The sequence below is a fragment of the Streptomyces sp. NPDC002276 genome (assembly GCF_053891435.1).
This window is the reverse complement of record NZ_JBSFCQ010000004.1, coordinates 429198-453533: the sequence shown is the minus strand read 5'-3', so window position 1 is coordinate 453533 and position 24336 is coordinate 429198. Positions and strand designations below refer to the sequence as shown.

Sequence of the window (24336 nt, the reverse complement as noted above, 5' to 3'; positions counted from 1 at the left end):
ACCGGGCCCGCCCTCCGGGGTTCTACCGGCCCGCGTCCGCCCGCTTCAGACGGAGCGTCAGGATCTGGAAGGGCCGCAGGGCGACGGCGACCGAGCCGCCGTCGAAGGAGACCTCCTCCTCCAGCGGTCGCTCCAGCAGGTCGGTGATCCGGGCGCCCGCGAGGGGGAAGCCGGTGCTCAGCGTGCCCTCGGCGCGACCGCCGCTCGACTCGTAGAGGCGGACCACGACATCGCCGGACTCGTCGTCGGCGAGCTTGACCGCCTCGACGGTGATGCCGTCGCCGTCGACGGAGACGACCGGTTCCGGGGCGCCGCCCGAATCGGCCACCCGCAGTGGGAGGTTGAGGGCGTAGCCCTCCGCGACCGCGTCCTCGATGCTCGCGCCGGGCAGCAGCGAGTAGACGAAGCGGTGCCTGCCCTGGTCGGCGCCCGGGTCCGGGATGCGCGGGGCGCGCACCAGGCTCAGGCGGACCGTGGTCGTCGTACCGCCGTCCTCGCGGACGGTGCGGGAGACGTCGTGGCCGTACGTCGAGTCGTTGATGACGGCGACGCCGTAGCCGGGCTCGGCGAGGTGCACCCAGCGGTGGCCGGAGACCTCGAAACGGGCCGCCTCCCAGCTGGTGTTGGTGTGCGTGGGCCGCTGGATGTGGCCGAACTGGATCTCGGCGGAGGAGTGCGCCGCGCGGATGTCGACCGGGAAGCCGGCCTTGAGGAACTTCTCGGCCTCGTGCCAGTCGATGTCGGTCTCGAAGTCGATCCGGGCGCTGCCCGCGCGGACGGTGATCGTCTGCACGATCTTCGAGCCCTTGCCGAAGGACCGTTCCACACGGATCGCGCCGAGCAGCGGGTCCTGCTCCACGACCGTGATGGAGTCGGCGGTCAGGAGGTCGGTGAAGCGGTTCTTGTAGTGCTTGTCGACGTCCCAGGCGTCCCAGTAGTTCGGGAGGTCGGCGTGCAGGCGGAGCAGGTTGCCCTGGTCGGCGAGGACTTCGCGGCCGCCGTGGCGCAGGTCGCGCACGGAGGCGAGGGTGCCGTCGTCGGCGAGTTCGACACGGACGATGCCGTTGTCGAGGACGCGGTCGGTGACGGTGACCGCCTGCGGGACATACTCGGCGGCCAGCGGGGCGCTGCCGTTCGCGGGGACCGTCGCGTACATCGGCACACCGGTCGCCGTGCGGATGACCTCGGCGCGGTCGTAGGGGCTGGTGTTGAAGACGGTGGTGCCGCCGCCGCCCAGCGCGGCCACGGCCGCCGCCGTCAGCTCCTCCAACTCCGTTGCCACGCGGGCGTATTCGGCCTCGGCCTCGCGGTGCACCCAGGCGATCGAGGAGCCCGGCAGGATGTCGTGGAACTGGTGCAGCAGGACCGTCTTCCACAGCCGGTCGAGCTTCTCGTACGGGTAGGCGTAGCCCGGTACGTGCAGCGCGGCCGTGGTCGCCCACAACTCGGCCTCGCGCAGGCGGTGTTCGCTGCGCCGGTTGCCCTGCTTGGTGCGGGCCTGGGAGGTGTAGGTGGCGCGGTGGAGTTCGAGGTACAGTTCGCCGACCCAGACCGGGGCGTCGGGGTACTCGGCGCGGGCCTTGGCGAAGAACTCGTCCGGGTGCTCGACGACGACCTTCGGCGAACCCTCCAAGTCGGCCAGCCTGCGCGCCCGTTCCATGATCTCGCGGGTGGGACCGCCACCTCCGTCGCCCCAGCCGAAGGGGGCCAGCGAGCGGGTCGCGTTGCCCTTCTCCTGGTAGTTGCGGACCGCGCGGGACATCTCCTCGCCGCTGAAGCGGGCGTTGTAGGTGTCGACCGGCGGGAAGTGGGTGAAGATGCGGGTGCCGTCGATGCCCTCCCACCAGAAGGTGTGGTGGGGGAACTTGTTGGTCTGGTTCCAGGAGATCTTCTGGGTGAGGAACCACTCGTTGCCGGCGAGCTTGGCGAGCTGCGGGTAGGCCGCGTTGTAGCCGAAGGAGTCCGGCAGCCAGACGCCCTTGGTCTCGACGCCGAAGTGCTCGATGAAGAACCGCTTGCCGTGGATCAGTTGGCGGGCGATGGCCTCGCCGCCGGGCAGGTTGCCGTCGGACTCGACCCACATGCCGCCGACCGGCGCCCACTGGCCGCGCTTGACGGACTCCTGGATGCGGGCCCACACCTGCGGGTAGTTGTCGCGGACCCACTCGTACTGCTGGGCCTGCGAGCAGGCGAAGATGAAGTCCTCGTACTCGTCCGCGAGGGAGGTCACGTTCGAGAAGGTGCGGGACGTCTTGCGCTTGGTCTCGCGGATCGGCCACAGCCACGCGGAGTCGATGTGCGCGTGCCCGACGCCGGAGACGATGTGCGCGCTGGCGTTGGCGGGCTTGGACAGCACCGGCTTGAGCGCGGCCCGGACGTCGGCGGCCGTACCGGCGACGTCGTCGAGGTCGAGGAGGTCCAGGGACCGGTCCAAGGCGTGCATGATCTCGTGCCGGCGCGGGTCGTGCTCACCGAGTTCCAGCATCAGTTCGCGCAGCACCTGGACGTCGAGGTCGAGGTGGAAGACCTCCTCGTCGAGGACGGCGAGGTCGGCACGGCGGAATGTATACAGTGGACGGTCGCCTGCCGTCAGTACATCGCCGAGCGGGGTCGGCTCCGCGAAGTTGTTGGCGAGGATGTCGGGGTTGGAGGCCGCCTCGACCAGGTAGTCGATCACCTCGCCGCCCTCCGCCGGGTTGGCGATCGCCACGTACTGGTTGAGCGGGTTGACCGCCTTCAGCGGTGTCCCGTCCACGAGGTGGACCAGCGCCTCGGCCTGGTTGCCCGGCCAGTCGCCCGTGAAGCCGAGGTCGATGACGGCCTCGACGCGCTTCCCGGCCCACTCCGCGGGCACCTGTCCGCGCATCCGGAACCAGGTGGTGCCCCAGGGCGGACCCCACGGGGTGTCCATCGCGAACGGCGCGTACGGCGCCGCCGCGGCCTCCTCGAAGGGGACCGGCTCGCCGGGGGCCTGCCAGGCCTCGACCGTGAAGGGCGCGGTGGCCGCGTAGATCGCGGGCTTGATCCGCTGTTCGTGGGCGCGCTGGACGCGCTCCTCGATCCGGCTGCGTTCGTCGTGCATGGGAGGTCTCCAGGGAACCAGGGAGCTGAGCTGCTGAGAGCTTGGGGAGCTGGTGAGAACTCGCTGCCGAGATCTCGGGGAAAGCGCTTACCGGGCGATGCCTACTTAAGGTACGCCAGACCCGGGTGGACCTCGGTGTAGCCCTCGACCAGGCGGCGTGCGACGTTCACGGAGTCGACCAGCGGGTGCAGCGCGAACGCCTTCACCGCCGTCGTACGGGAGCCGTTCTCGGCCGCCGAGAGGACCTCGCGTTCGACACCCTTGACCGCGCAGACCAGGCCGGTGGCGTGGTCGGGCAGCGGGGCGACCGCGACGGGGTGGGCGCCGTTGGCGTCGACCAGGCACGGCACCTCGATGACGGCGTCCGCGTCGAGGACCGACAGCGCGCCCTGGTTGCGGACGTTGAGGATCAGGGTGGTGCGTTCGTCGCGGGCGATGGCCCGCATCAGGGCGAGGGCGACCTTCTCGTAGCCGCCGGAGAGGTCGTCCTCGTCGCGTTCGCCGGCGCCGGCGGTCTCGCGGTTCTCCGCCATGTACGTCGCCTCGCGCTCGGCGCGGGTACGGTCCCAGGCGGTCAGCGCGGAGGCGTCGGGGCGCTTCATCTCGTCGTAGAACTGGGCCTGTTGGTCGCGCAGGAACGCGCCGCGGGTCCGCTCGACCTCGGTGTAGGCGCGGACGGTCTCGCGGTTGAAGTAGTAGTAGTGCAGGTACTCGTTCGGGATGGCGCCGAGCGACTGGAGCCAGTCGGTGCCGAAGAGCTTGCCCTCCTCGAAGGAGCCGAGCAGGTCGGGATCGGCGAGCAGGCGCGGGAGTTCGTCGCGTCCCGCGACGCGCAGGCCGCGCACCCAGCCGAGGTGGTTGAGGCCGACGTAGTCGATGAAGGCCTCGCGCGGGTTGGCGCCGAGCACCTTGGCGATACGGCGGCCGAGGCCGACCGGGGAGTCGCAGATGCCGATGACGCGGTCGCCGAGATGGCGGGACATGGCCTCGGTGACCAGGCCGGCGGGGTTGGTGAAGTTGATGACCCAGGCGTCGGGGGCGAGGCGAGCCACGCGCTGCGCGATGTCGACGGCGACCGGGACGGTTCGTAGACCATAGGCAATACCGCCGGCGCCGACCGTCTCCTGACCGAGGACGCCCTCGGCGAGCGCCACCCGCTCGTCGTCGGCGCGGCCTTCCAGGCCGCCGACGCGGATCGCGGAGAAGACGAAGTCGGCGCCGCGCAGGGCCTCGTCGAGGTCGGTGGTGGCGGTGACCGTGGGGGCGTCGGGGACTGTGGCGGCCTGTTCGGCCAGTACACGGGCGACCGCATACAGTCGACTGTCGTCGAGGTCGTGCAGCACCACCTCGGTGACCCGGCCCTCGCCGCGGTCCGTCAGCAGCGCCCCGTACACGAGCGGCACACGGAATCCGCCGCCGCCCAGAATCGTCAGCTTCACGCTTTCACCTTTCCTGCCACAACGACCTCGACGCCCGCTTCCTCCAGGGAGGAGCGGGTCACCGGGTCGACCGGGGCGTTCGTCACGACCGCGTCCAGGTCCTCGGGACCGCACACCTTCGCCATGCCCGTACCCGGGAACTTCTGCGCGTCGGCGAGCAGGACGACCTTCTCGCCGGCCTTGATCATGGCCCGTTTGACCGGCACCTCGACGACGGTCGTGTCCATCACCTGTCCGCCGGGCCGCACGCCGCTGGTACCGAGGAAGAGCCAGTCGGCGTGCAGTTGGCGCAGGTTGTCCTCGGTGAGGAAGCCCACCAGGGAGCGGTACTCGCGCCGGACCATGCCGCCGAGCAGCACCAGTTCGATGCCCTCGTCGTCGGCCAGCTCCTCGTAGACGACCAGGTTGCTGGTGATCACGGTGAGCCGGCGGCCGTGCAACTGCCGGGCGAGCCGGTAGGCGGTGGTGCCGATGTCGAGGAGGACGGACTCGCCGTCGGCCACCATGGCGGCGGCGTGCGCGGCTATCGCGTCCTTCTCGGCCACCCGCACCTCGGCGACCTCGGCGAAGGGCTGGTCGCCCTCGTCGGCCACGGCGCCGCCGTGGACGCGGGTGAGCAGTCCGTCCTCCTCCAGTTTGAGCAGATCACGCCTGATGGTGGCGGGGCTCACACCCAGCTGCTCGGAGAGATCGGTCACGGCCGCGGGGCCCCCGGAGCGCAGGGCCCGCAGGATGAGTTGATGTCGTCGTTCTGCCAGCACGCCGCGAACACTACTCGTCATCTTCAATCATTTCTATGCTCAGTTCTGCTTGGGTATTGACCAATCTCGTCGAGCAGCGCACGATTCCGGTCACCGAAATGAAGAGTTTTGACGAACTCCAGCTGACGTGCCGACGAGAGGATGTGCGCGTGGACGACGACCGGCCCGATGTGCTGCTGACCGGGCTGCTCTTCTACGACCTCGTTCTCACGGGTCTGGGGCAGCCGCCGACGCCGGGCGAGGAGATCTGGACGGCCGGCATGGGCTGCGGCCCCGGCGGCATCGCGAACCTCGCGGTCGCCGCGTCCCGCTTCGGTCTGAAGACCTCCCTGGCCACCGTGTTCGGCGACGACTTCTACGGCGCGTACTGCCATGAGATCCTCGCCGGCCAGGAGGGCGTCGACCTCTCCCTGTCCCGCACCGCGAACGGCTGGCACACCCCCGTCACCGTCTCGCTCGCCCACGGGAACGACCGGGCGCTGGTCACCCACGGCCAGGAACCGCCGTACTCGCAGGACGTGCTGATGGGCGACCCGCCCGAGGCGCGGACGGCGCTGGTGCACATCGAGGCCGAACCGCGCGCCTGGCTCGCCAAGGCCTCGGCGAACGGGACGCAGATCTACGCCGACGTCGGCTGGGACCCCACCCAGCAGTGGTCCACGGACCTCCTGGACCAGCTCGCCCTGTGCCACGCCTTCCTCCCGAACGAGGCCGAGGCGATGGCATACACCCGCACCGACAGCGCGGTCGCGGCGCTCGGCACCCTCACCGAACTGGTGCCGGTCGCGGTGATCACGCGGGGCGGCGACGGGGCGATCGCCGTCGACCAGACGACCGGCGAGTACGCGGAGGTCCCGGCCCTGGCCGTGGACGTCCTGGACGCGACGGGCGCCGGTGACGTGTTCGGCGCGAGCTTCGTCGCGGCCTCGCTCGGCGGCTGGCCGCTGGAGGAACGGCTGCGGTTCGCGGTGCTCGCGGCCGGGCTCTCCGTCCAGCATCCCAGCGGCGCGCTGGCGGCGCCGGGCTGGTACGGCGTCGACCGTTGGCTGCATACAGTCCGCGATCCCGAACTGCGGCGTGCATACGGCTTCCTCGTCGACAGGATCCCGGCGGACCCCGGCCCGCCCGTCGCCTACGCGCCCGTCACTCCCCCCGCACGGCAGTAACCCCCCACCACCTCGCAAGTCCCCCTGTAAGCCCCCCACTCAGCCCCTCGTATGCACGACCCGAACAGATCGAACAGATCCGAAAGGCGGTGGGAGCTGTGCGGCTCTCACGAAGAGGCCTGCTCCGTGCGGGCCTGGCCGGTACGGCCGCCACGGCGCTCGGCGGCCTGGCGTCCGGCTGCGCCGTTCCGACCGGTTCCACCGGCCGGAACATGGTCCTGTGGTACTGGGACGGCGGCCTCGGCGACACGGTCGTCAAGAACGCCAAGGCGCGTTACGACAGTACGGTCGACCTCCAGGCGATCAAGATCGGCGGCTACTACCGGTCGAAGCTGATCACCACGATGGCCGGCCGGGCCCACATCCCCGACATCGCCGGCCTCAAGGGCGAGGACATGGCGTCCTATCTGCCCAACTCCGACCAGTTCGTGGACCTCAGGACACTCGGCGCGGACAAGTACAAGAGCCAGTACCTGACGTGGAAGTGGGAGCAGGGCATCGCCGACGACGGCACGATGGTCGGCTTCCCCATCGACTGCGGTCCGGTGGCGCACTTCTACCAGTACGCCGTGTTCCGCAAGGCGGGGCTGCCGTACGAACCGGCCGACGTGTCAACGGAGTTGAACACCTGGGAGAAGTTCTTCGCGGCGGGCGAGCAGCTCCGGAAGCGGATCCCGGGCAGCTCGCTGGTCACCGACGTCAACAGCATCTTCGAGAACGCGGTGAACCAGGGCGGCAAGCGGTACGTCGACAAGGACCGCCACTTCATCGGCGACCAGGAGCATGTGCGCCGGGCCTGGGCGCTCGCCGTGGAGGCCAAGCAGCGCAAGATCGTCTCCAACCTCGTCAGCGGTACGCCGGACCAGCTCTCGGCGGTGGAGGACGGCAAGCTGCCCAGCCAGTTGGGCGCCTCCTGGGCCACCAGTGACATCAAGACCGGTGTGCCGAAGACCAAGGGCAGGTGGCGGGTCGCCGACATGCCGGTGCGGCCAGCCAACAACGGCGGTTCGTTCCTGTCGATCACCAAGGCGTGCCGCGAGCCCGAAGAGGCCTTCCGGATCATCACCTGGATGATGAACGCGGCCAACCAGGCCCAGGGGTTCGTGGACGCGGGCCTGTTCCCGTCCACCCCCGCCTCGTACGGCCTCAAGACGCTGCGCGCGCCGGACCCGTTCTTCGGCGGGCAGGACACGATGGACATCTTCGGGCCCGCCGCGCAGAAGATCACGGTCGCCTACAACAGCCCGTTCGACATCGCGCTCGGGCAGCCCCTCAAGGACGAGATCAAGAACGTCGGTGTCCTCGGCAAGGACCCCAAGAAGGCCTGGAGTGACGCCATGAGCAAGTGCCGGCGCATCGCGGACCACCTGGGGGTGAGCTACTGATGGCCACCGCACTCGACAAGCCCCCCGTGTCCGTGGGCAGTTCGCCCGCCGCCGCGCGACCGAAGAGCGGCTTCCGCAAGTACTGGCATCTGTATGCCGCGATCTCCCCGTTCTATCTGCTGTTCCTCTGCTTCGGGCTGATCCCCGTCGGCTTCTCGCTCTACCTGTCCTTCCACCGCTGGGACGGCCTCGGCTCGATGGAGTGGGCGGGGCTCTCGCAGTACAAGTACCTGCTGGCCGACAGCGACTTCTGGAACTCGATCGGCAACACGCTGATCATCTGGGCGCTGGCCACCTTCCCCATGATCTTCCTCGCGATGATCACGGCCGTGATGCTCAACTCCGCGGTCCGCTTCAAGAACGTGTACCGCTTCGCCTACTTCCTCCCGAACGTCACCTCGGTGGTGGCGATCGCGATCGTCTTCGGCTCGGTGTTCTCCACCAACTTCGGCCTGGTGAACGCCCTGTTGCAGGCGGTGGGCATCGACCAGATCGCCTGGCTGAACACCCCGTGGGGCATCAAGATCGCCATCGCGACGCTGATGACCTGGCAGTGGACCGGCTACAACGCGATCATCTTCCTCGCCGGTCTCCAGACCATCCCGAGCGAACTGTACGAGGCGGCCCGGATGGACGGTGCTGGACCGGTCCAAACCTTCTTCCGGATCACGCTGCCGATGCTGCGCCCGGTGCTGCTGTTCGTGCTCGTCATCTCGACGGTCACCGGCCTCCAGAGCTTCTCCGAACCGCAGGTGCTGCTCCAGAACACCTCCAACGACTCGACGTTCGCGGGCGGTCCGGGCCACTCCGGCCAGACGATGGTCCTGTACTTCTTCCAACAGACCTTCGACAACAACGACTTCGGTTACGGCGCCGCCGTGGCCTGGGGCATCTTCCTCGTCGTCATCCTCTTCTCCATCGTCAACTGGCGCCTGGTGCAGCGCCGGGGCGAAGACTAGGGAGTTCGGTCACCATGGCATTCCTCCAAGGCACACGGCGACCGAAGGGCATCCGGGGCGACCGGAGCCGCGGCATCGCCCTCCATGTCTCGCTGATCCTGGGCGTGTTGCTCTCGGCCTTCCCGTTCTACTGGGCCGTGATCATGTCGACGCACACCTCGTCGGAGATCTTCTCCTACCCGCCGAAGCTGCTGCCGGGCTCGCACTTCCTGGAGAACGTCCGCAGCCTCTTCGACAACATCGACTTCTTCGGCTCGATGTTCAACTCGGTACTCGTCGCGGGGTCGGTGACCTTCCTGGTCCTGTTCTTCGACTCGCTGGCCGCGTTCGTCTTCGCCAAGTTCCACTTCCCCGGCAAGAACGTGCTGTTCGCGCTGCTGATGGTCATCTTCATGGTGCCCGCGCAGCTCGCGGCGATCCCGCAGTTCGTGATCATGGCGAAGCTGGGCTGGATCGGCTCGATGACCGCGTTGATCGTCCCGGCGGCGGCGAACGCGTTCGGCATCTTCTGGATGCGCCAGTACATGAAGAGCGCGATCCACGACGAACTCCTCGACGCCTCCCGCATCGACGGCGCGAGCTTCCTGCGCCAGTACTGGCACGTGGCCCTCCCGGTGGTCCGGCCGGGCCTCGCCTTCCTCGGCATCTTCACCTTCATGGGCCAGTGGAACGACTACGCCTGGCCGCTGATCGCCCTCACCAACCCCAACAACGTCACCCTCCAGGTGGCGCTGTCCCAGCTCAACGGCACCCACGGCACCACCGACTACGGAATGGTCATGACCGGCGCGCTCCTCGCCCTCGTCCCCCTGCTGATCGTGTTCGCGGTCGGCGCCAAGCAGATCATCGGCGACCTCGGCAAGGGAGCCATCCGCTGATGACCGACCCGCTCTTCGCGCTCCGCCCCTGGGAGTCACCCGAGGTGACCTCCTGGGGGCGGTTGCCCATGTCCGCCGTCGACCGTCGACAGGATGCGGTCTCCCTCGACGGGGACTGGCGCTTCCAGCTGCTGCCGACGCCGGACGCGCCGGTGGCCGAGGACGTATGGTCCATGGCATACGTGCCAGGTGTATGGACGATGCAGTCCGCCGGCGCCGAGGACCTTCCGCAGTACACGAACGTCCGTATGCCGTATGCGGAATTCCCTCCACTGTCGCCCGTCGACAATCCGACGGGTGTCTACGAGCGGGAGATCGACGTCCCCGCCGAGTGGGCCGGCCGGCGGATCGTGCTCCAGGTCGGGGCCGCCGAGAGCGTGCTGCTCGTGCATGTGGACGGGCGGCCCGTCGGTATCTCCAAGGACTCCCACCTCGCCGCCGACTTCGACCTCTCGTCCGTCGTACGTCCCGGCGAGCGGGCCACCGTACGGCTGACCGTGGTCAAGTGGTCGGACGCCACGCACATCGAGGACCAGGACCAGTGGTGGCACGGGGGTATCACCCGGTCGGTGCTGCTGTACGCGACCGACCCGCTGTATCTCGCGGACCTGACCGTGCGGGCGAACTACGACGGTGAGCTTCAGGTCGACTGCCAGGTGCGGGACGCGGGCGGCGCGCTGCCCGCCGGGTGGTGGATCAGCGGTGATCTCGACGGCCGACTCCTCGCCCAGGACGCGGAGTTCGACCGGTTCAACACCGAGGACGACCGCGTCTCCGACTTCCTCGGCGAGGCCCGGATCAGGGCCACCGTCCCCGAGGTGCGCACCTGGAACGCCGAGACGCCCGAGCTGTACGGCCTCACCGTCCGGCTGCACCGGGCCGACGGAACGGTCGCCGACACCTCGTACCGGCGCATCGGGTTCCGTGACGTGGAGATCGTCGGGCGGGACCTGCTCGTCAACGGCGAGCGGGTGTTCATCCGGGGCGTCAACCGGCACGACTTCCATCCGCTGACCGGCCGCACGGTGTCGTACGACGACATGCGGGCGGATTTGGTGCTGCTGAAGCGGTTCGGGTTCAACGCGGTGCGCACCTCGCACTATCCGAACGATCCGGCGCTGTACGACCTCGCCGACGAGCTGGGACTGTATGTGGTCGACGAGGCGGACATCGAGTCGCACGACCACGCGCACGAGATCGCGGACGACCCGCGCTATCTGAACGCGTTCGTGGACCGGGTCTCGCGGATGGTGCTGCGGGACAAGAACCATCCGTCGATCATCGTGTGGTCGCTGGGCAACGAGTCCGACTACGGCGCCAACCACGACGCGGCGGCCGGCTGGGTCCGCCGTCACGACCCGACCCGACCGATCCAGTACGAGGGCGCGGCCAAGCGCGGCTGGGCCGATCCGGGTCTCGCCTCCGACATCGCGTGTCCGATGTACGCGTCGCTGGAGGACTGTGTCGCGCACGCGCTGTCCGGTGAGCAGACCAAGCCGTTGATCCAGTGCGAGTACTCGCACGCGATGGGCAACAGCAACGGCACGCTCGCGGACCACTGGGCTGCCATCGAGTCAACCCCCGGTCTTCAGGGCGGCTTCATCTGGGAGTTCTGGGACCACGGAATCCTTCAGCGTGTGAGCGACGGAAGACCCACCGGCCGCGCGGGCGCCGGACTGTATGACAACGGTGTCGCCGCGCCCGGTCAACGCTGGGCGTACGGCGGTGACTTCGGCGAGGCGATCCACGACGGCGCGTTCATCGCGGACGGCGTGGTGTTTCCCGACCGCACGCCCAAGCCGGTGATGTTCGAGCACCGGGAGATCGCGGCGCCGGTGCGTATCGAGTGCTTCCGGCACGAGGGCATCGTCCTCGGCAACCACCAGCACTTCCGGGGCCTCGAATGGCTCGCCGGGACCTGGGAGTTGGCGCTCGCGGACGGTCGTACGCTGACCGCTCCGGCCGAACTGCCCGCGCTGTGCCCGGGCGAGACGGTGGCCGTGCCGCTGCCGTTCGCGCTGCCGGAGGACGGCGGCGAGGCCTGGCTGACGCTGCGGGTGACCACGGCCGAGGACCAGATCTGGGCGCCGCGCGGCACGGAGGTGTGCGCGCCCCAGGTGTTGCTGCGGGCGGCGGAGCCGGCGGCCGGTTATTCCGCGGGCGGCGGTCGGATCGAGGTCGACGGCGAGGGTCTGCTGATCCACCCGCTGCTGACGGTCGCGCCGACCCTGTCCCTGTGGCGGGCGCCCACCGACAACGACGAGTTGGGCGGAATGGCGGTGCGCTGGCGGGCCTGGGGGCTGGACTCGCTGGTCCGCAAGGTCGTCTCGGTACGGCGGGACGGCGAGCGGGTGACGTCGGTCGCCGAGTACGCGGGGGCCACGGGGGTGGTCCGGCACTGTCAGGTGTTCACGCCGGTCGCGGGCGGGGTCCGGGTCGAGGAATCGGCCGAGCTGCCCGAGGAGTTCGACGACGTGGCCCGGGTGGGCACGTTGTTCGAGACGGTGCCGGGTCTCGATCTGCTGGAGTGGTTCGGCCGGGGTCCCTGGGAGTCGTACCCCGACCGCTGCACGGGCGCGCCCGTGGGCCACCACGCGGTCCCCGTCGACGAGTTGTTCACCCCGTATCTGCGCCCGCAGGAGAGCGGTGGCCGGTCCGAGGTACGGCGGTTCACGCTGTCGGCGCCGGACGCCACCGGTCTCACGGTCGACCTCGACGAGCCCCGCCAGGTCTCGGTGACCCGCCACCGCGCCGAGGACCTGACCGCCGTACGGCATCACGACGAGCTGGTGCCGCGCACGTCCTGCGTGGTGCAACTCGACGCGGTGCACCGGGGGTTGGGCACGGCCTCGTGCGGCCCCGACACCACACCGCGGTACCTCGTCGCACCGGGCGTCCATCGCTGGAGCTGGACCCTGCGCGTTCTCTGAACCCACCGGTTCAGGGCTTCCCGGCTTTGAACTCCCGAGCTTTCACGAGCACTTATCCACGGAGCACACGTGTGTACTTCGCATGACCACGAGGACGAACAGTGCGAGAGCGCCCAGGCCGGTGCCGGGCGACGCAACTTCCTGCGGGCCACCGCGCTGCTCGGTGCCGCCGCCACGGCCGGTGTCGCGCTGCCGGGTGTCGCCGAGGCGGCCCCGAACTCGGCTTCCACGAAGGCGGGTTGGCGGCCCGACACCGGCAGTCGGCGCTTCACGCTGGCCGTGATGCCGGACACCCAGTACCTGTTCGACGGGCCGAGCATCGACAAGGCGCCGATCGAGGCCTCGCTGCGCTATCTCCTGGAGCACGGCAAGGACGACAACATCGTCTTCCTGTCGCACCTGGGTGACCTGACGCAGAACGGGGCCGTGCCCGAATTCGCCGCGATCGGGGAGGCGTTCGAGCTGCTGGACCGGCGCGGTGTCGGCTACAGCGTGCTGGCGGGCAACCACGACATCAAGTCGTCGACGGACGACCAGCGCGGGGCGTCGCCCTATCTGGACGCGTTCGGCCCGCAGCGGTTCAAGAGCAAGTCCACGTTCGGCGGGGCCTCTTCGGACGGCTACAACACGTACCACGTGTTCCGGGCGGCCGGGCGGGAGTGGCTCGTGCTGGCACTGGACTGGCGGCTGTCGGCCAAGGGCTACGCCTGGGCCAAGGACGTCATCGCCCAGCATCCGAAGACGCCGGTGATCCTTACGACACACGAACTGGTCGTGGACGACGACACGTTGTCGGACTACGGGCAGCAGCTGTGGGACCAGCTCATCGCGGACCACGACCAGATCTTCCTCACCCTCAACGGCCACTACTGGCCCGCGCGCCGGGCGACGCGCAAGAACGCGGCGGGCAATGACGTCCACCTGCACCTGACGAACTATCAGAACCGCTACTTCGGCGGCGCGGCGATGATCCGCCTCTACCACTTCGACCTGGACCGCGACGTCATCGACGTCGAGACGGTGTCGCCGTGGATCCTGGGCCGGGCCGCGAAGGGCCTCAACGAACTGGAGCGGCAGGAGATCCAACTCAGCGGCGACGCCGACCGGTTCTCCGTCGACATCGACTTCGCGGACCGCTTCGCGGGCTTCGACCCGGTGCCGGTCCGCGCCGCGCGCCCCGCGTCGAAGATGGTGATCCCTGGCACGGCCGCCTACTGGCGCTTCGAGTCTCCGGTCTCCGGCTCCGGCACCGTCCGTGACCTGTCCGGCCGCGGCAACGACCTCACCGTGGTCTCCGTGAACGGCGGCACCCTCGGCTGGTCCGCCGACCACCACCCCGACCAACCGGGCCACGGCAGCCTGGAGTTCACGGGCTACAAGTCGCCGCTGAAGGGCGCGTACCTGCGGACCGTGGACGGTGCGCCGCTCAACTCGGCGACGTTCAAGAGCGGTTACACCATCGAGGCGTTCTACTGGCTGCCCGCCGACTGGAACGCCTCGCACAACGCCTGGGCCGGACTGGTCAGCCGTACGGGCCGCAACGGCTCGGTCGGCACGGTCACGGACGACCCCGACGAGCCGCTCGCGACCCTGTCCCTGTCCGACGGGCCGGGCCCGCAGTGGGCCGTACACCCGCTGAACCAGCAGCAGTTGGCCACCAACTGGGGTGACGAGACCGACCCCGAGATCTGGTGGCACCTCGCCGTCGTCAACGACGGACGGCACACCACGATGTACGTCCAGGGCTGCCCGGTGGCCCGCAACCCGCACGCTCCCGCGATCGGCATCGGCTCCTCCGGACAGCCGTGGCTGCTCGGCGGCTACGAGTACGCGGACAAGATCGACCAGATCCTGCACGGCCGCCTCGGCGACGTCCGGATCGTCTCGCGGGCGCTGCCCGTCTCCTCCTTCATGACCCGCTGACAGCCCTCCAGAGGACTCCCGAAGATCATGACCGAGCAGCAGCTGCCCGTCTGGGCCGATCCGTCCGTCTCCCCCTCCGCCCTCGACGCGCAGGGTGTCTCCCGACGCCAACTCCTGCGCCGCGCGGGCCTGTTCGGCGCCGCGTTCAGTCTCGGCGCGGGACCGCTCGCCACCCCCGCGGCGGCGGCCGGGCGGGGCTACGGCGGCAACGACCCGCGCCTCGCCTACCTCGTCGGCGACCACCACGTGCACTCGGTGTACAGCCACGACGCGAAGTACACGTTCTCCCAGCAGGCGAAGGCCGCCGCGCGGTACGGCCTCGACTGGATGGTGTTCAACGAGCACTCCAACTTCGGACACGCCAACTACGGCGCCGAGTTGGAGCACGCGGAGATCCTCAAGGCCCGTGCGGAGAACCCGCGCCAGCTGATCTTCCAGGGCCTGGAGTGGTACATCCCGGCCGCCGAGCACTGCACGATCTTCGCCGCGCCCGGCCGCCACGAGGTCGACCTGCTCACGCAGTTCGAGCTGGCCTACGACGGCAAGCTGCTGGGCTACACCGAGGGCGCGGCCGGTGCCACGGACACCGCCCGCAACGAGGCCCACGCCGTCAAGGCCATCAAGTGGCTGGCGGAGCAACGGCGTTCGGGCTACGTGGACGACGTCCTCGTCCTCGCCAACCACCCGCTGCGCCTCGGCATCGACTCCCCGCACGAGATGCGGGCCTGGCGGGACGCTGCCCCCGAGATCATGATCGGCATGGAGGGCGCACCGGGCGCGCAGGGTGCGGCCCTGCCCGGCTGGCGCGGTGCCACGTCGATCCGCGGCGAGTACGAGAACAAGCCGTCGGCGCAGTCCTGGGCGGGTTATCCGGCGGACGCGTACGTCACGTACGGCGGTTTCGACTGGGCGACGGCGACCGTCGGCGGGCTGTGGGACTCGATGCTGGCCGAGGGCCGGCTGTTCTCGATCACCACGAACTCCGACAACCACCGTACGGTCTACGACACTTGGGCCAACGGCGCCTGGCCGGAGGGGCAGAACTTCGACAACACCGGGAAGCTGCCCGACCCGGTGCAGACCGGCACCCCGCAGCCCGGCAGCGACTTCTGGCCCGGCGAGTTCAGCCGCACACATGTGGGCGTGACCCGTTACGGCTACGGCGCGGTGATGGCGGGGATGCGCGCGGGCCGGGTCTGGGTCGACCACGGGCATCTGCTGGACGGGCTCGACGTCCGCCTGAAGCGGGACTGCGACTCCGGCCGGGGCGTCACGCTGGGCGGCCGGCTGCGGGTCCGCAAGGGCGAGAGGCTCACGCTGAGCGTCACCGTCACGACCGCCTCGCGGCCCAACGCCCAGGGAATCCTGCCGGAGTTGGCACACGTGGACGTGATCCGGGGCGCGGTGCGCGGTGCCGTCGCCGACCGGGACGCGTGGCGGGCGCCGGACACGAAGGTGGTCCGTACGGCCGACGTGAGCGGCCGCAAGGGGACGTACACCCTGCGGATCCCGGTGACCGCCGGGGACGAGTCCTTCTATCTGCGGCTGCGCGGCAGCGACGGCGAGCGGCACGGCGCGGGCTACCTCGGCGCCTCCGTCGACCCGCACGGACCGATCCCCCACGCGCCCGGAAACGGTGACCCGTGGGCCGACACATGGTTCTATTCCAACCCCATCTTCGTCGACCTGGCAGGTAACTGATGAAGCGTCAACTCACCGTCCTCGCCGCCTTATTGGGTGCTTTCACGCTCGGCGTGAGCATCTCCTCGGCCGCCGCCGCGACCACCTGGGCCGAGACCGGCACGGCCTACACCGACAGCCTCGGCGGCGGTGAGGGCGTCGCGTCGCGTGCGGACGGCTCGCTGCTGTACCGCGGGTTGGCGTCCATCCCGCTGGATCTGCGCATCCAGGGCTGGAACCACATCGGTGACCCGGACATCGCGAACGGCTACGTCTTCGACGCCTACCAGGCCGCCGACACGGGCACGTCCAAGATGTTCGCGGTCACCACGCCGTCCGGTACGCGCTACACGTACGTCCATCCGCTCGACTCGGGCGAGAAGATCAACAACTCGTTCGACGCGATCTCGCCGGACACGCAGTGGATGGTGTCGGGCGAGTGGGGCGACCAGTCCAGACTCCAGGTCTTCCCCACTCCCCTGCTCAACCCGTCCACTCCGGCGACGGGCGGAACGCTGCCGCAGGCCGGGCAGATCACCCTGGACAGGACGGTCAACGACATCCAGGGCTGCGACTTCGTGACGGACACCCGCCTGGTGTGCGTCTCGGACGACGCGTCGGGGACCAAGTTCCCCGAGATCCGCCCGCTCCTCCAGGTCGACCTGCCGCACAAGTTGGACGGGCAGCCGATCACCGGCACGGTCACGAGTCTGTTCGCGCTGCCCCAACGCAGCATCTGCACGGGCACGTTCGAGGCCGAGGGCGTCGACTACGACGTGAACAGCGGGACGTTGCGGGCCGAGGTGGTCCAGCCGGGCGTGTGCGTGGTGTCGACCAGCGTGTACTCGTACAAACAGCAGTAGACCGGCGATCGTGGACAGCCGGCGGTGGGCCTCGGCCCGCCGCCGGCTGTGCCGTTCCCGGGCGAGCGGGTGTCAGAAACACCCGCACACCGGGATGATGTGGTCCACCATGGGGATGGACCGCTGCACAACCATCGGGCACACCACCGCGACCGGGTCATGAGGGGAGGCCGCGCATGCGGAAAGAGGTGCGGACGGGGGACGGTCGACGATTAGCCGTCGAGATCACCGGCGACCCGGGCGGTTCACCGGTGTTCCTCCTGCACGGCACGCCCGGCAGCAGACTCGGACCGGCGCCCCGCCCGATGATGCTCTACCACCAACGGGCCATGCTGATCACCTACGACCGCCCCGGCTACGGCCCCTCGGACCGCCTTCCCGGCCGCCCGGTCGCGCATGTCGCCGCCGATGTGGCCGCCATCGCCGACGCGTTGGGGCTGGAGCGTTTCGCCGTGGTGGGCCGCTCCGGCGGCGGCCCGCACGCACTGGCCTGCGCCGCGCTCCTGCCGGACCGGGTCACCCGGGTCGCGGTACTCGTCGGGCTGGCTCCGCGTGACGCCGTCGGGCTGGACTGGTTCGCCGGAATGGCCGCCTCGAACGTCAACGAGTACACCAAGGCCCTGGCCGGCCCCGACCGGCTCGCGGCCAGCCTGCGCAGACGCTCCATCGCCATCCGCGCCGACCCCGTACAACTGCTGGCCCAGCTGCGCCGGGAACTGACCGAGTCCGACCTGCGGGTGATCGCCGACGCGGGCATCCGCGCGATGCTGGTGCGCAACTACCGTGAGGCGCTGCGGGTGTCGGCCGACGGCTGGGTGGACGACGCCCTGTCGTTCTGCAGCCCCTGGGGGTTCTCCCCGGACGACATCTCCGTACCGGTGCTGCTCTGGCACGGCGAGCAGGACGTGTTCTCCCCCGCCAGCCACTCGCGCTGGCTCGCCGAGCACATTCCCAGTGTGATCGCCATCCTCCAGCCCACCGCCGCGCACTTCGCGTCGCTGCGCGTGCTGCCGGACATCGTCACCTGGCTGCTGGGCGGACGGCCCGCGCTGACGGCCGAGCGCCGCTGACCGGCCGTCACCGCGTACCGCTCACACGGGCAGCGGCTCCAGGTCCCGGTGGACGCGCTTGCCGTCGCGGACGCTCACGGTGTGCGGATGCTCCTCACCGAGCCGCCGGGACAGTTCCTCCACGGCGCCTCCCTGCAACTGGTCGGCCTCCGGCAGCCGCTTCAGGGCCCGCAGCGTGACGGACAGGTTGGCGCGTGAGACGACGGTGTCCGGGTGGCTAGCGCCGAGGCTGCGCTGGAAACCGGCTATGGCCGTCCGCTCCAGTTGCTCGGTCTTGAGCAGTTCCCCGTGCTCGGCCAGCACATTGGCGAGGTTCACGGCACCGGACAGGCTGTAGGGATGCTGCTCGCCGAGCACCTCGCGCAGGACGGCGAGGTTCTCCTCCAGCAGTTCCCGGGCGCTGCCCACCTCGCCCGAACCGCGCAGGAAGATACCGAGGTTGTTGACCGCGGCGAGGGTCGCGGGATGGCGCAGACCCGGCGCTATCCGGTACTGCGGCACGATCTCCAGGGCCAGTGCCACGGCCTCGTCCCGCGCGTTGGTGGCGTACAGGTCGGTGGCGTAGTTGAGGGTGCAGTCCAGCACGTCGGGGGTGGACGTGGGGATCTCGCGGGCCCGGTAGTGCTCCCGGGTCTGGAGGGTGATGTGGCTGGCCTCCGCGACCTGACCGGCCTTGCGCAGCGAGACGGCGAGGCTCTTGGCGGCGCGCAGGGTGTCGGGGTAGGTGTCGCCGAACCGCCGCCGGTAGGTCTCGTAGCTGCTCCGCAGCAGGGTGAGCGAGCCGTTGTAGTCCCCCACCTCGCGCAGGTCGCGCCCCAGGTTGACGGCGCTGTGGAGGGTCTGCTCGTGCTCCGCCCCCAGGTCGTTGCGCCGTCGGTCGTAGATCTCCTGGTCGATGTCGCGGGCCTCGGTGTAGCGGCCCAGCTGGCGCAGGCAGACGGCGCGGTTGTTGTTGGCGTTGAGGGTCCGCTGGTGGTCCTCGTCGAAGTACTCCTTGAAGCCGTTGTACGCCTCGGTGGCCAGCTCAAGGGCCTCGTTGAACCGGCCGACGCTGCCGAGGTCGGTGGCGAGACCGCTCGCCGTCATGAAGATGTGCGGATGGTCCGGGGCGAGTATGCGGCGCTGGCGGGCCAGCGTGTCCGACCCCAGTTTTTCCGCCTCCACGTACTTCCCCAGCGAGCGCAGCGGGTTCGCGATGTGGAAGCACAGATGCAGGATCTGGATGTCGAGGTCCCGCACATAGTTCTCCTCCGCCTCCCGCCGCTCCAGATCGGCGGGGTCCGCGCTGCCGGTGCGCTCCTTGTCGGCGGCGATCCGCTTCTCCAGCTCGGCGATCTCCTCGCGCCGCGCGGCGAGTTGGTGTTCCCAGGACGACCGCAGTTCCGTACCGAAGGCGAGGGCGGTGTTGAGATCGCCGCGCTTCCACAGATAGCGCAGTCGGTCGATGAGGAGCTGCCGGGTCGCGGGCTCGTCGCAGGTACTGGCCTCGGAGGCCTCCAGGTGGGGCCAGATCGCGGCGAAGACGGCGTTGTTCTCCGGCTCGTCGATGGGCTCCTCGCCCGCGGGCCTGGCGTCCGCCAGGATGCGGTGCACCACGTGCTGGGCGCTCTCCTGCTCCTCCCGCGAGAGCTGGGAGCGGATCACCGCCTGCACCAGCCGGTGCACCTGGATCGACTTGGTGGCCCGGTCCACCTTGGCGAGCGCGAACCGGCCGATCTCCCGGATCACCCGGCCCAGGACCATCTTCTCCTGCAACGTGGGGTCCTCCTGGGAGAGGACCTTGATCATCTCGTTGCCGTAGAGCAGATTCAGGGATATCGGTTCCGCGGCGAAGAAGGCGCACAGTTGCAGCAGGCGTACGGCGGCGGGTGAGCGCTCCTTGAGGCGCTCGATGGAGACGTTCCAGGTGGCGGCCACCGGTTGGGGGTAGTTGGCGGGGTGGCTGAAGGACAGCACCTGTTCGGCCTGCTGTTCCAACTCCAGCAGGTAGGTGTCCACCGGGGTGCCGGTCTCGGCCAGCCAGGCGCCCGCCTGGTCCAGGGCCAGCGGCAGGTCGCCGACGGCCTCCGCGACCCGGTCGGCCTCCGCGACACTGAGGTCGGCGGCCCGGCGCAGCAGGTGCTCGACGCTCTCCTCGCGCAGGAAGGGGTCGACCTCCAGGGCCTCGCCGAACTGGAGCCAGGTCTGGTTGCGGGAGGTCACCAGGATGTGGCCGTTGCCGCCGGGGAAGTAGCGCCTGACCTCCTCCGGCTCGTCGGCGTTGTCGAACACCAGCAGCCAGTGCAGCGCGGAGGTCGACTGGCGCAGGTACTCGCGTGCCTCCTGCGCGGCCTGTGCCGCGTCCTCGCCGACCCTGAGGTTCAGCCGTCCGGCGAGGTCCTGCAACGACGAGATCACGAACTCGCTCTGCTCCGAGGGGATCCACCACACCAGGTCGTAGTCGGCGGCGAAACGGTGGACGTACTCCAGCGCGATCTGGGTCTTGCCGACACCGCCCAGCCCGTACAGGGCGTAGGGCGCCGGGGAGCCTCCGGCGGTGCTGGTGACGAGGCCGTCCCGCAGCCGCTCCAGCAGGGCGCTGCGTCCGGTGAAGGAGGCGTTGCGCGGCGACACGTTCCAGAACTTCGGGGCGGTTCCCGGGAAACGCGCCTCCGGGGCGATTCCGTCGGCGGACTGCTCGACGGGCAGCGAGGGCTTGCCGAGGGCGCGCAGCAGCACGGAGGCGGCCCGCGGCTCGTCCAGCCGCACCAGGTCGACGGACTCCCACTCGCTGAACGACGGTGTCAGCCGGATGTCGCCGACCCGCACCGCCGTCACCTCACGACGCCTCGACGGGTCGCCCCCGGTCGCGGTCTCCCACACCTGCCGGGCGCGCGCGGAACGCTGATAGGCCTGCGACAGTACGACGACGGTCCGGTCGGCCGGCTTCTCCGCGCCGTCGCCCTCGGAGCCGACGTACTTCAGGACCACGCGGAACCCGGCGCGGGCCAGCAGCGAGCCGATCCAGTCCGCCCACATCCGGTCCTCCGCGACATAGCTGAGGTGGAGGTCGGCGGGGAGTACCGAGCGGCTGCGGGTGAAGGCGCTCTTGTAGCGCTGGCGGACCTGTTCGTCGATGCGCGGCAGCGCGGTGACGGTCTGGCCGCTGATGACACCGGTGAGCCGCTCGAAGGCCGAGAGCAGCGAGGTGGGGTTGCCGATCTCGTCGCCGAACGTGGCGAGGGTCTCCTCGTAGGCGTAGTAGACGCGGTACGGGATCTCCACCGACCCCCAGTAGCTGGTGCGTTCGGTCTCGGTCATGCCCGAGGGGAACCCGTCGAACTTGGCCCGGGCCAGGGAGCGTCCGGCCTCGGCCTTCTCCTTCTCGCCCTCGTCGATGCGCATGGGGACCGGCAGGATGCGGATGGCGCGTCGGGCGAAACGGCGGTCGATGTGGTGAGCGACCGCGGAGGCGCCGTCGATGCTCTGGTCGCTGAGCGTGAAGCAGTCGACGAGGATGTCCGGGAGATGGGCGGTGCAGATGTCCGCGATGTCGGACAGGCCGGTGCGGCTGTCGATGAGGACGTAGTCGTAGTTGCGCCGCATGTCGTCGCGTAACGCGTCGAAGAACACTCCGCCGCCGAGGTGGTCGTAGAAGTTGTCCCAGTCGAAGGTGCTCACGATCGCCGAGTAGTCGCGGTTCTGCCGTCCCGCGGTGACCAGGTCCAGGGTGCCCTGGCCGGGGAAGGTCCATTCCAGGGAGACGGCGTGGCGCTGGATGCGGGCGTAGTCGACGTACCAGTCCGGCGGGCGGGACTCGCTCTCGGCGGCGTCGGCGGCGGCCGCCCAGGCGTAGTCGGAGAGGAGTTCGATGACACCGGTGGTGGCGCCGATGGTCGCCGGGTCGAGGAAGGGGTGGAAGAAGCGGTGCAGGCCGGGCGCCTCCAGGTCCCAGTCGACGGCCAGGACCCGTTTGCCGTTGGCGGCCAGGATCCAGGCGGCGTTGGCGAGCGTCATCGTCCGGCCGGTGCCGCCCTTGTACGAGTAGAACGTCACGATCCGGCCCTCGCGGCCGTCATGTTCCTCAGGGCTGCTCATCGTCGTCCTCCTCGGCATACGGGCGGGGCCCCCGCCGTCGACCGTCCTGGTCTCCCGAGATGCTCAGCCGGAAGCGCGGGACGGTGGGGCCGGGCAATGAAGGGCCCGGGTTCTGTTTGAGGTACTGGACCGCGGCCCACTGCACGACGTGCGGCAGCAGCACGCCACAGGACTCGTGGTCGGGAATGCCCCGGACGGCGGGTCTGCACGCCTGGCGCCCCTGGTTCATCTTCTGCGGCAGGACCGCCTCCGCCGCCGCCGACAGTTCGTCCTCCGCCGCCTCGCTGTCGGGATCGTCGCGGTTCCACGGCACGACGAGCGCGGTCGCCGGCCGGTGGCTCCTGTCGAACTCGGCCAGTCCCGCCCGGTGTTCGGGATCGCGCAGCGTCCAGCGGTCGAGCAGCATCACCTCCGGTCCGTCGGGCGGTCCCGCCTCGGCGGTCGTGCCGGGGTCGAAGGCCCTGACGTCGGGCCGGTAGTCCAGGCGCTCGGCTATCTCGGCGGCGACGCTCGCGAGCGGTTTCGCGGACTCCGGGTGGTAGGGGTTCCAGTGCAGCGGCGAGCGGCCGTAGTAGGTGTGCGCGCGCCCGTCCGGGACTCGGTCCACCGAATGCGCGGCGACGGTGATCCGCAGGGTCCGCCGGGTGTCCAGCGGCTCGAAGGCGTTCGGCAGCTGTCTCAGGGGTGTGTCACCGCCACGCTCCACGATGACGTCCTCGCCGACCTTGACGATGCGCTGGGCGAGTTCCATCACCGCCTTCTGGTAGGCGCCGCGGAACGAACTGACCTTGATGAGTCCGTACAGCCCGTACTCGCGGTAGCGGTCGCCCAGTTCGGGATGTGTGTACTGCAAGTCCTTGACGCTGTCGGGCAGTCGGTGGGTGGGGACGGGCGTCCACAGGGCCGGTACGACCGCGCTGGGCGTGGTGGTGCGCTCCCCGGTGCGACGGTGCGCGGCGCGGCGGCCGAAAGCGGTCCATTCCCGACCGCACCAGGAACTGCGGAAGTAGCGGGGCGAGTACAACGGTACGAACACTCTGCACCCGGCGAGCGAACCTTCGAGCTCTTCCGTCCAGATCTCCCCGGCCCGCATGGAACGGTCCATGAACCCCGCGGGACCGCCGTCCGTGTCGGCCATCTCCCGTATGTGGCCGCGCAGATCACGGAAGAACCGGTGGACCCACATGTCCGGGTCGGGCTCGTCGAAGTCGTCTCGGGGCGAGTGGGCGTAGCTCAGGAAGAAGTACGGGGCGGCACTCTCCGCCCCTAATGGTTCCATCCGCTGCACACGATCCCCCGATCCCCCATGCGTGGAGACTCAGTGTAGGAATCCGGCAGCGTTTTGTGACTGGTTCGCCTCATGCGGGCGAGGACGATTTCCGGACAGCCAGCCGACGGCGAACTCCACCGCCGCTCGCAGCGGCAGCAACCGGGCGTCGGCGTCGCCGAGTTGACCGTGCCGCAGGGCGGGGGCAGCGAGTGCCGCGTCGTGCGCCTCGTACGCCGCGCCCAGCGCGCCGAAGTCGCTGTCGTCCAGGTCGACGTCCTTGTACGAGGTCCACACGCGCCGCCCGTCGCGCAGCACCACGCAGCGGTATTCCCGGCTGGGCGGGTCCGTGGTGGTCCGGTACTCCGCGAGATGGAAGGCGCTGCACACCTCGTAGCCGACGCCGACCAGCAGCACCTGGGCACCGGCCGAGAACAGCCGGGCCAGGGGCGAGGCCTCCCCCAGGTGGCACTCCTCGTCGTGATCGGCCATCAGTTCCGCCGCCCGGGCTCCCACGGCGGCGAACGACGTCTGGGGATGCGCGCTGCGCACCGCGTCCCGTCTGCGACGCACCGTCTCCGCCAGCCGTCCCATGCCCTGCGAGGCCGTCCGCGCCGGGTCGAACGGCGGCATCTCCCTTTCGTGGTCCGCCCGCTGACGGTCCGTCATCCCGTGGACGCGCTGTCGGTACGCGGGCGAGGAGTCGGAGTTGCCGGCGGTGAACGTGGGGACGACCAGCGTTCCGTCCGGTCCGAGAGCGTCGAGGAGGGCGCCGGGCAGCGCGTCGGCGGCCGGGCCGACCCGGCGCGAGGAGGCGTGCACCAGCAGGGTCGCCCCGGGTCTGACACCGAGTGCT

The 24336-nt window shown here is 69.8% G+C and carries 15 protein-coding genes; 9 read left to right on the top strand and 6 right to left on the bottom strand.

Going from position 1 to position 24336, the window contains the following annotated elements; genetic code table 11:
- Positions 1–22 precede the first annotated feature (22 nt).
- The 3 genes from ACWIHT_RS13955 to ACWIHT_RS13945 all read right to left on the bottom strand — a co-directional run bounded on the left by ACWIHT_RS13955 (position 23) and on the right by ACWIHT_RS13945 (position 5282).
- On the bottom strand, positions 23–3082 hold the full coding sequence (locus ACWIHT_RS13955; RefSeq protein ID WP_456167759.1) for an alpha-mannosidase: 3060 nt from the start codon (positions 3080–3082) through the stop codon (positions 23–25).
- A 101-nt stretch (positions 3083–3183) separates the two neighbouring features.
- A complete protein-coding gene (locus tag ACWIHT_RS13950) occupies positions 3184–4521 on the bottom strand; it encodes a 6-phospho-beta-glucosidase (RefSeq protein WP_456167757.1) in 1338 nt (445 codons plus the stop codon).
- Complete coding sequence (locus ACWIHT_RS13945; RefSeq protein ID WP_456167755.1) at positions 4518–5282, bottom strand: DeoR/GlpR family DNA-binding transcription regulator; 765 nt, start codon at positions 5280–5282, stop codon at positions 4518–4520. The genes ACWIHT_RS13950 and ACWIHT_RS13945 overlap by 4 nt, the downstream gene beginning before the upstream one ends.
- Before the next feature lie 149 nt (positions 5283–5431).
- Between ACWIHT_RS13945 and ACWIHT_RS13940 the strand changes: the two genes are divergently transcribed.
- From ACWIHT_RS13940 to ACWIHT_RS13900, 9 genes are all read left to right on the top strand, one after another.
- Entirely contained in the window at positions 5432–6448 is a 1017-nt protein-coding gene (locus ACWIHT_RS13940; RefSeq protein ID WP_456167753.1) for a carbohydrate kinase family protein, read from the top strand.
- 98 nt (positions 6449–6546) lie between these two features.
- Complete coding sequence (locus ACWIHT_RS13935) at positions 6547–7833, top strand: ABC transporter substrate-binding protein (RefSeq protein WP_456167751.1); 1287 nt, start codon at positions 6547–6549, stop codon at positions 7831–7833.
- Positions 7833–8792, top strand: a complete 960-nt coding sequence (locus tag ACWIHT_RS13930) for a carbohydrate ABC transporter permease (RefSeq protein WP_456167749.1) — start codon at positions 7833–7835, stop codon at positions 8790–8792. Before ACWIHT_RS13935 ends, ACWIHT_RS13930 begins: the two co-directional genes overlap by 1 nt.
- Before the next feature lie 14 nt (positions 8793–8806).
- A complete protein-coding gene (locus tag ACWIHT_RS13925; protein WP_019069866.1) occupies positions 8807–9670 on the top strand; it encodes a carbohydrate ABC transporter permease in 864 nt (287 codons plus the stop codon).
- Positions 9670–12600: a glycoside hydrolase family 2 TIM barrel-domain containing protein gene (locus ACWIHT_RS13920; protein ID WP_456167747.1), complete on the top strand. Its 2931-nt coding sequence runs from the start codon at positions 9670–9672 to the stop codon at positions 12598–12600. Before ACWIHT_RS13925 ends, ACWIHT_RS13920 begins: the two co-directional genes overlap by 1 nt.
- A gap of 69 nt (positions 12601–12669) precedes the next feature.
- On the top strand, positions 12670–14523 hold the full coding sequence (locus ACWIHT_RS13915; RefSeq protein ID WP_456167745.1) for a LamG-like jellyroll fold domain-containing protein: 1854 nt from the start codon (positions 12670–12672) through the stop codon (positions 14521–14523).
- Between the two features lie 27 nt (positions 14524–14550).
- Entirely contained in the window at positions 14551–16224 is a 1674-nt protein-coding gene (locus tag ACWIHT_RS13910; protein ID WP_456167743.1) for a histidinol-phosphatase, read from the top strand.
- Positions 16224–17066 (top strand): hypothetical protein, encoded by an 843-nt coding sequence (locus ACWIHT_RS13905; RefSeq protein ID WP_456167741.1) that lies wholly within the window; start codon positions 16224–16226, stop codon positions 17064–17066. Before ACWIHT_RS13910 ends, ACWIHT_RS13905 begins: the two co-directional genes overlap by 1 nt.
- A 176-nt stretch (positions 17067–17242) precedes the next feature.
- On the top strand, positions 17243–18136 hold the full coding sequence (locus ACWIHT_RS13900; RefSeq protein ID WP_456167739.1) for an alpha/beta fold hydrolase: 894 nt from the start codon (positions 17243–17245) through the stop codon (positions 18134–18136).
- A 21-nt stretch (positions 18137–18157) separates the two neighbouring features.
- Here the strand turns inward: ACWIHT_RS13900 and fxsT are convergent, their stop codons facing one another.
- From fxsT to ACWIHT_RS13885, 3 genes are read right to left on the bottom strand one after another with little or no spacing between them, the layout of a single operon-like run.
- Complete coding sequence (fxsT, locus tag ACWIHT_RS13895) at positions 18158–22213, bottom strand: FxSxx-COOH system tetratricopeptide repeat protein (RefSeq protein ID WP_456167737.1); 4056 nt, start codon at positions 22211–22213, stop codon at positions 18158–18160.
- Positions 22200–23492: a TIR-like protein FxsC gene (locus ACWIHT_RS13890; protein WP_456167735.1), complete on the bottom strand. Its 1293-nt coding sequence runs from the start codon at positions 23490–23492 to the stop codon at positions 22200–22202. Before ACWIHT_RS13890 ends, fxsT begins: the two co-directional genes overlap by 14 nt.
- A 39-nt stretch (positions 23493–23531) precedes the next feature.
- Positions 23532–24302 carry an aminoglycoside N(3)-acetyltransferase gene (locus ACWIHT_RS13885; RefSeq protein WP_456167733.1) on the bottom strand — a complete coding sequence of 257 codons (771 nt, stop codon included), beginning with the start codon at positions 24300–24302 and terminating at the stop codon, positions 23532–23534.
- Positions 24303–24336 lie beyond the last annotated feature (34 nt).

Bases quoted from the DNA above. Each gene is read 5' to 3' on its own strand.
- ACWIHT_RS13955 (WP_456167759.1), bottom strand. From the start codon at position 3,082: ATGCACGACGAACGCAGCCGGATCGAGGAGCGCGTCCAGCGCGCCCAC.
- ACWIHT_RS13930 (WP_456167749.1), top strand. From the start codon at position 7,833: ATGGCCACCGCACTCGACAAGCCCCCCGTGTCCGTGGGCAGTTCGCCC.
- ACWIHT_RS13925 (WP_019069866.1), top strand. From the start codon at position 8,807: ATGGCATTCCTCCAAGGCACACGGCGACCGAAGGGCATCCGGGGCGAC.
- ACWIHT_RS13920 (WP_456167747.1), top strand. From the start codon at position 9,670: ATGACCGACCCGCTCTTCGCGCTCCGCCCCTGGGAGTCACCCGAGGTG.
- ACWIHT_RS13910 (WP_456167743.1), top strand. From the start codon at position 14,551: ATGACCGAGCAGCAGCTGCCCGTCTGGGCCGATCCGTCCGTCTCCCCC.
- ACWIHT_RS13905 (WP_456167741.1), top strand. From the start codon at position 16,224: ATGAAGCGTCAACTCACCGTCCTCGCCGCCTTATTGGGTGCTTTCACG.
- ACWIHT_RS13900 (WP_456167739.1), top strand. From the start codon at position 17,243: ATGCGGAAAGAGGTGCGGACGGGGGACGGTCGACGATTAGCCGTCGAG.
- fxsT (WP_456167737.1), bottom strand. From the start codon at position 22,213: ATGAGCAGCCCTGAGGAACATGACGGCCGCGAGGGCCGGATCGTGACG.
- ACWIHT_RS13890 (WP_456167735.1), bottom strand. From the start codon at position 23,492: ATGGAACCATTAGGGGCGGAGAGTGCCGCCCCGTACTTCTTCCTGAGC.